6 protein-coding genes are annotated in these 6,161 nt (G+C 41.8%); all 6 read right to left on the bottom strand.

The genetic code is table 11. From position 1 onward, the window contains the following. Positions 1-34 precede the first annotated feature (34 nt). Positions 35-1,408: a sugar transferase gene (locus QZ158_RS07420; RefSeq protein WP_293887233.1), complete on the bottom strand. Its 1,374-nt coding sequence runs from the start codon at positions 1,406-1,408 to the stop codon at positions 35-37. A 19-nt stretch (positions 1,409-1,427) separates the two neighbouring features. After that, the gene (locus QZ158_RS07415; protein WP_293887231.1) at positions 1,428-2,123 is read right to left on the bottom strand and encodes a tyrosine-protein kinase; all 696 of its coding nucleotides are present in this window, start codon (positions 2,121-2,123) and stop codon (positions 1,428-1,430) included. Positions 2,124-2,135: 12 nt separating this feature from the next. Continuing rightward, positions 2,136-2,831: a Wzz/FepE/Etk N-terminal domain-containing protein gene (locus QZ158_RS07410; protein WP_293887229.1), complete on the bottom strand. Its 696-nt coding sequence runs from the start codon at positions 2,829-2,831 to the stop codon at positions 2,136-2,138. A gap of 42 nt (positions 2,832-2,873) precedes the next feature. Continuing rightward, positions 2,874-3,605, bottom strand: a complete 732-nt coding sequence (gene cps4B, locus QZ158_RS07405) for a capsular polysaccharide biosynthesis protein Cps4B (protein ID WP_293887227.1) — start codon at positions 3,603-3,605, stop codon at positions 2,874-2,876. Next, positions 3,598-5,076, bottom strand: coding sequence for an LCP family protein (locus tag QZ158_RS07400; RefSeq protein ID WP_293887225.1), 1,479 nt, complete (start codon positions 5,074-5,076; stop codon positions 3,598-3,600). The genes cps4B and QZ158_RS07400 overlap by 8 nt, the downstream gene beginning before the upstream one ends. 171 nt (positions 5,077-5,247) lie before the next feature. Then, positions 5,248-6,114, bottom strand: coding sequence for a hypothetical protein (locus QZ158_RS07395; RefSeq protein WP_293887223.1), 867 nt, complete (start codon positions 6,112-6,114; stop codon positions 5,248-5,250). Positions 6,115-6,161: the final 47 nt, after the last annotated feature.

The raw sequence follows: 6,161 nt of genomic DNA, 5'->3' as shown, positions 1-6,161 counted from the left end.
TCTCCTTACATGGAAAGGACGAAGCAGGAATTTCCTACTTCGCTCCATCTCGTTTAAATACCACTTTGATCGTTTTCAGCAAGATTTTAATATCTGACCAGATGGTCCAGTCATCGATATAGGACACATCTAAGCGAACCACTTCATCAAAGTCTGTAATTTCGCTACGTCCACTCACTTGCCATAGCCCTGTAATTCCAGGTTTGAAACTCAAACGACGTTTTTGTTCTGGAGTATACTTCTCATACTCATCCACTGTAGGAGGACGGGTTCCAACTAGACTCATATCACCTTTTAGGACATTAAAGAATTGTGGCAGCTCATCCAGACTTGTCTTGCGGATAAAGCGACCAATCGGCGTAATCCGAGGATCATTATCCATCTTGAACATGCCACCGGTCATGGTGTTTTGATCCATCAATTCTTTTTTCCGTTCTTCTGCATCGACATACATAGAACGGAACTTATAAAAGTTGAAATAGCGGCCATTTTTCCCGACCCGCTTTTGGGCGAAAATAGCTGGACCTCCATCCTTACGAATCAAGGGCACCAACACGATACCAATCAAGCCACAGATAACCAAGCCCACCAAAGAACCACAGATATCAATCACACGTTTCGCGGTCACATGGCTAGGCTTGTAGAAGTTGGTCGAGAAGGTGACAACATTGAGGCCAGCTACTTCGCGAATTCGTTTGTTGCCGGCAAAGTTTAAATCAAAAGCATTGAGGTTGACGGTAACGTCGATCCCCATGCTCTCAAATTGTGAAACATACTCCCCAATATCATACTCTTCACTTGGAAGATTGAGAAAGACTTCATCTACCACTTCATAGGTCGCATAGGTCAACAGGCCTTCCTTTGGAACAACCTGAACAGAGGGGTGTTGAAAGTCTGGCCGGTCTAATACAGTGACCGCAACCACTTCCCCTCCGCTATCATTGGACGAAAGAAGTCGATCCAGGACTTTATCCAGACGAGAATTCGCTGTAATCAAGAGAATCTTGTGACTTCCTTTGAGACTGTAATAGAAGCGATGCCAATACCGTTTAATGAAGTAATTCATTAAATAAAGGACAAGAGTCAGAAGAAACAGAAAATAAATCATCCCCCGGCGGGAGAGGGAGAACTTCTCCTCCAAAAAGAAGCTCGAAAAACTGATGGCTAACGCGAAGCACAAGCTGTATTTCAAAGTTTGTAAGAATTCAACTAGATGCCCACGTTTGAAATAATCTTGGTTGTAATCGCTGACGTAGAAGGCTACGAAATGCAATAAATACAGATAGAAAATTGTATTAGAGTGGATTTCTGTCTCTGTCACAAAACTAAACAAATAAGCCACAACTAAGACTGGTAAGCTTTGGACAAAGGCCAAAGCAAATTTGTGAAATCCCCTTCCTTCTGTCATAATATCCCGATCCTATTCTTTATCTTTTTCTCCCGTAATTGCCATAGTTCCCGTAATTACCATAGGAACCATATTTTTCTAATTGAATATCAAATTTATTGAGGACCACTCCTAGGAATGGTGTCCCCGTCTGCTCCAGTTGTTCTTTGGCCTTTTGAACAGCCTTGCGACTCACAGCTCCTGATGCCGTCACGACCAAGCTTCCATCACAGCGTTGAGCGATAATAGCCGCATCAATGACCATCCCAATCGGAGGTGTATCAACGATGATGTAGTCGTAGTGATTGCGAAGCGCCTCAATGATGACTTCGAAGTTTTTACTTTGCAAGAGACCTGTCGGGTTTGGTGAAATCTGCCCTGACAAAAGAACATCCAGTTTTGGATAGTCTGTTGTCGCAATCGCTTGGGAGATCTCACTCTTCCCAGAAAGCACTTCAGTCAGTCCAGCGACACGACCTTGGCTCTTGAAGATACCTGTCATGACCGAGTTACGGATATCCGCATCGATCAATAGGGTGCGATAACCTGCACGCGCAAAGGCGGTCGCCAAATTCGTAGAAATGGTTGATTTTCCTTCGTTTGGTTGCACAGATGAGATGGCAACGACCTTAATATTGGTCCCACTCAACTGAATATTGGTACTCAAGGCATTAAAATACTCTTCAGCCTGAGTCATCGCTTCTAATTTGCTTTTTACAATTTCTAAGGTTGCCATGAATTCTCCCTCTTACAGTTTCTTCACACTAGGGATCACACCTAATAGAGTGATGCCCATGACTTCTTCGATATCCTCTGGTTTCTTGACGCGGTCATCCAATACCTCAGATAAGATCACCAGAATGGAAATCAATACACCCCCGAGGACAAAACCAATAACGACATTTCGTTTGATATTTGGTGAAGAAGGATTTTGTGGAACGACTGCCTCATCCAAAGTCGTCACGTCAGATACCTTGGTTACAGCGATAATTTTTTCCGCTGCCACATCTTTCAATCCATTCGCGATACGGGCTGCTTCTTGTGGGTCTGGATCTGATGCTGTAATGGACAAAATCCGGGTATCTGTTGGAACGGCTACTGAAACTTTTTTAGCAAGCTCTGCTGGCGTCATTTCCAACTTCAACTCTTCAATGGCTTGGTTCAAGACATTTTGAGAAAGGATGATCTCGCGATAGTCTTTAACCAAGTAGGATCCTGCTTGAAGATCTTGATTGGTCAAGGCATTGTTTTCTTGGTTCTGACGGCTGACCACGTAGATACGACTGGTACTTTGGTAGATTTTCTTCGCCACAAATGCGCTGTACCCTAGGGCACCAATCGCAAATAGCAAGGCCGTAATCAGAATTGAGAATTTACGACGCCATAAGGTTTTAAAGAGGGAGACCACATCCAATTCGATCTCTTTGCTCTCTTGGTTTTTCATATTCACTTTCTCCTTTTCAATCCCCGTGATGGAACTTGATTGTTAAAATAATTCGTTATCCAGTAATGCTTGTTGATTTTCAATAAAGAGGGCGCGCGCTCGATTACTTCCGTAACGTTTTTCAATCAACTGATAAGCCTTTTCCATGTATGGAGGGCGCTGATCGACATTGTGCATATCGCTCGCAACAAAATAGACCAAATCCTTTTCCAAAAAATATTGGGCACGTTGTTTCATGAACTTGTAGCGATCACCAAATAATTTAGGCTTGAGGACACTCGAACTATTGATCTGGGTATAGCATCCCATTCGGATCAATTCCCGCACCCGTTTTTCATTCTTTTCCAAACAGTGGTAGCGTTCAATATGGGCAACCACCGGAGTCACTCCTAAGCGCAAGACTGCGCTTAAGGCTTGATGAATCTCCTTGTAGGGCGTCGCCATACTAAATTCAATCAAAGCAAAGCTGGTCTCGGCAAGCGTTGGAATAGTCCCAGCTTCTAACTTTTCTAGGATATCTTGCGTATAGTAGATTTCTGCTCCGAAATGCAAGGTCATTTCAGGCAGATAGGTCTCGACCATCTCTTTTACTGCTAAGTAATTTTGATAGATTTTCTCTTCTGGTGTTTCAAACATCCCTTTTCGACGATGGGATGTCGAAACGATGGTACGAACCCCTTGACGGTAGCTTTCCTCGATGAGGAGTTTGCTATCCTCAATCGTCTTTGGTCCATCATCCACATCAAAGACAATGTGTGAATGAATATCAATCATTGTTATTTCCTTCCATGGTTTGGTTTATCTTTTCTTTGGCTTGTGTCACACTATCAGCATTCAACTCCATCATGTAGAGGGAAGATCCTGGCATCGCATATGAAGGCAAATCATTTCGTCCTTGTCCAGTGACCGCTTGTGAAGTCACCTTGTAGCTTCCACCAGTCTCCAACTGTGTATTCACCAAATTCATAATTGTTGGCAAGGGCATATTGGTTTGCAAGGAATCTTGTAAACCAGAAACGATTTCATTGTAATTGCTCAATGCTTTGGTTGATGTTAATTTATGGATAATGGCTGCGATCACTTTTTCTTGGTTCTTCCCGCGATCGTTGTCTCCACCTTCAAGTGAGTAGCGCTCACGGACAAAGCCAAGGGCTTGCTCCGAATCCAAGTGAACTTTTCCTACAGGGAAGTGGTAGTTTCCGTGTAGACTTGTAAATTCTTGATCATTCTCTACATCAATCCCTCCGACCAGGTCGACGAGCTTCAAGAAGGATGTGAAGTTTAATCGGACATAGTAGTCAATCTTGATGCCATACAAATTTTCTAATGTATGAATAGACGCATCTACTCCATAAATCCCAGCGTGGGTCAATTTATCCCCTTGGTTGTTTCCGCCATCGGCGATCGGTACATAGGCATCACGCGGAGTGGTGGTCAGCAAAACTTGCTTGGTCTTTCGGTTGACCGTCATGATAATATTGACATCAGACCGAGAAACCGAAGTCACTGGGCCATAGGTGTCAATTCCACTAACATAGATGTTAAAGGTGTCCGCATTGGCATCCGCCTTAGCTTTGGTTTCCACTTGGTGACGGATCTTGTAAGAGTAAATTTTCTTTAATTTTTTCGCATAGTCAGCATCCACACTTGCAATAGTATCTTCAAAGGTACTATTCAAGACAATGGCTTGTGTCTTGTCTTCTTGTAGGGCCTGGTAAGCCGCTGCATAAGATTCCACATCTTCAATGGTCAAGTCATGCTGGCGAGTTTTCTTCACTTCTTCTACCAAGGCTAGAAGATCGTCTGCGTTATTGTTTCCCGTAGGTGCTGCTACACTGCTAATTTCTTTGATATCTTGGATTGGACTATCCGCCTTGACGTAGACAGCCATTTCAGATTCCGTATAGTTGGCATTGCGGTTCACATTTCCAGCGATATCGACCAATTGTTGGGTCACATAGGTCCCCACGGAGGTCCCTAGCAAGCCTAGAACCAATAAAAATAGCGTCGTCTTTTTAGCCTTGCCTGCAAGGATCAAACCCAAGGTTAAAAAAAGTCCGCCAATTAACAATACCGTCACAAGTATATTCAAATAACGGAAAGCTAGGATATTGTAACTAAAGACATTATAAAGAAAGAGCCCCGCCACAAGTAGTGTTAAAACCCAGAGACCACTATTTACAATACGTAGCTGATCCCAGCCACTTGTTCTGATTGAATGTTTGTTTTTTCTACTTCGATTCATTTTATCCCCCATACTATTTTCTTAAATATTATAACATAAAATTGCCCTACAGATCAGAATCTATGCCCTTTTCTCCACTATTAATTTTATACTATTCCTAACTTTCTGTACAGTAACATAAGAAAAAATGAGCAAATAAAAAAGGTGAGTTTCCTCACCTTTTTTATAGGTTTATACTTTATCTTTTGAGGTTGAACTTGTATCTGAATCCTTGTTAGTCGAAGAATCACTCTTTGAAGAATTGCTTCCTTTACGAGTTTCAGCTCCATCAGCAGAGTATTCGTTTACAAAGATTTCCTTACGTAGTTCAAGGAAGCTTTCATCACTAAGGATATAACGGCCTTCTTTGGTTTTTGTCAATTCCAAAGTGTACTCACGTGGTTCGATGTACCCAAAATCTTCGTTCAAACGATCAAAGGCATAGTAGAACAAAAAGTTGTTCAATAAAGACAAACGTTTTTCCAGATCTGGATCTGTGTTGTCTTCTAATTTTTTAACATCTTCAATTCCGTTTTCAAACAGACTAGATTTTGCGCGGTTGATCAAGTTAGCCAAGTCACGTGTTGCAATTGCACGAGATTTGAAGGTAACTGTTGCCGTATCTCCTTCGTCTTCAACTTTAGTGATTTCATAGTCATCACCAATTGTTGCTAACACTTTGAAACGAGCTTGGTCAAACAATTCCAAGATTTTTTCTGGAGTGAATGTTTCAGTTGTCAATTCAAGTGTGAAGTTTTCTGCAGGTAGATATTTTGATGCATTTTCATCAACAAATTTTTCGGTGATTTGTTTTTTCCACTTGTCAACTGATGTACCCATCAAAGTTGTGAAACCAGAAGAATGATCTGTAAAGATGGCACGAAGAATGATGTCTCCATCTTTCTCAATTTGTTTTTTTGTTTTTTCTTCTTTTGATTCGCTAGATTGTTCTACCTTGTCCTCTTTGGCTGGTTTTTTCTCAGTAGCTGGTTTTGACGAACAAGCTGCCAACAACAACAAGCAGGCTGGTAAGACACCATATTTTACGAGCTTTTTCATAAGTTCTCCTTATTTTTTATAGATTATGTTCATTATACCAAAAATAG

Origin of the sequence: Streptococcus sp. A12 (assembly GCF_905372335.1) — a bacterium.
In the GTDB taxonomy this organism is placed as follows: domain Bacteria; phylum Bacillota; class Bacilli; order Lactobacillales; family Streptococcaceae; genus Streptococcus.
This window is presented reverse-complemented; position numbering and strand designations above follow the sequence as displayed.

Bases quoted from the DNA above. Each gene is read 5' to 3' on its own strand.
- QZ158_RS07395 (WP_293887223.1), bottom strand. From the start codon at position 6,114: ATGAAAAAGCTCGTAAAATATGGTGTCTTACCAGCCTGCTTGTTGTTG.
- cps4B (WP_293887227.1), bottom strand. From the start codon at position 3,605: ATGATTGATATTCATTCACACATTGTCTTTGATGTGGATGATGGACCA.
- QZ158_RS07400 (WP_293887225.1), bottom strand. From the start codon at position 5,076: ATGAATCGAAGTAGAAAAAACAAACATTCAATCAGAACAAGTGGCTGG.
- QZ158_RS07420 (WP_293887233.1), bottom strand. From the start codon at position 1,408: ATGACAGAAGGAAGGGGATTTCACAAATTTGCTTTGGCCTTTGTCCAA.
- QZ158_RS07415 (WP_293887231.1), bottom strand. From the start codon at position 2,123: ATGGCAACCTTAGAAATTGTAAAAAGCAAATTAGAAGCGATGACTCAG.
- QZ158_RS07410 (WP_293887229.1), bottom strand. From the start codon at position 2,831: ATGAAAAACCAAGAGAGCAAAGAGATCGAATTGGATGTGGTCTCCCTC.